Annotated in this window: 1 protein-coding gene; it reads left to right on the top strand. The window is 64.9% G+C overall.

Features of this window, described 5'->3' with window-relative positions; translation table 11 throughout:
• The coding region (locus tag DRV84_RS16105) for a DDE-type integrase/transposase/recombinase (RefSeq protein ID WP_239995107.1) at positions 1-322 on the top strand (322 nt) is incomplete at both ends.

Raw genomic sequence — 322 nt, 5'->3', positions numbered from 1 at the left:
TGCTCTCGGCCGACACGTTCTTCGTCGGCAGCCTCAAGGGCGTGGGCAAGGTCTACCTGCACGCCGTGGTCGATACCTACGGCTCCTACGCCTTCGGCTTCCTGCATGTCTCCAAGCAGCCCGAGGCCGCGGTGGCGGTGCTGCACAACGACGTGCTGCCGTTCTACCGCACCCTCGACCTGCCGGTGAAAGCGGTGCTCACCGACAACGGCCGCGAGTTCTGCGGCACCGAGCGCCATCCCTACGAGCTCTACCTCGACCTGAACGGGATCGAGCACCGCAGAACCAAGGTGAAGTCGCCCAAGACGAACGGCTTCGTCGA

Source organism: Rhodosalinus sediminis (genome assembly GCF_003385555.1).
GTDB classification, from domain to species: Bacteria; Pseudomonadota; Alphaproteobacteria; order Rhodobacterales; family Rhodobacteraceae; genus Rhodosalinus; species Rhodosalinus sediminis.
This window is presented reverse-complemented; position numbering and strand designations above follow the sequence as displayed.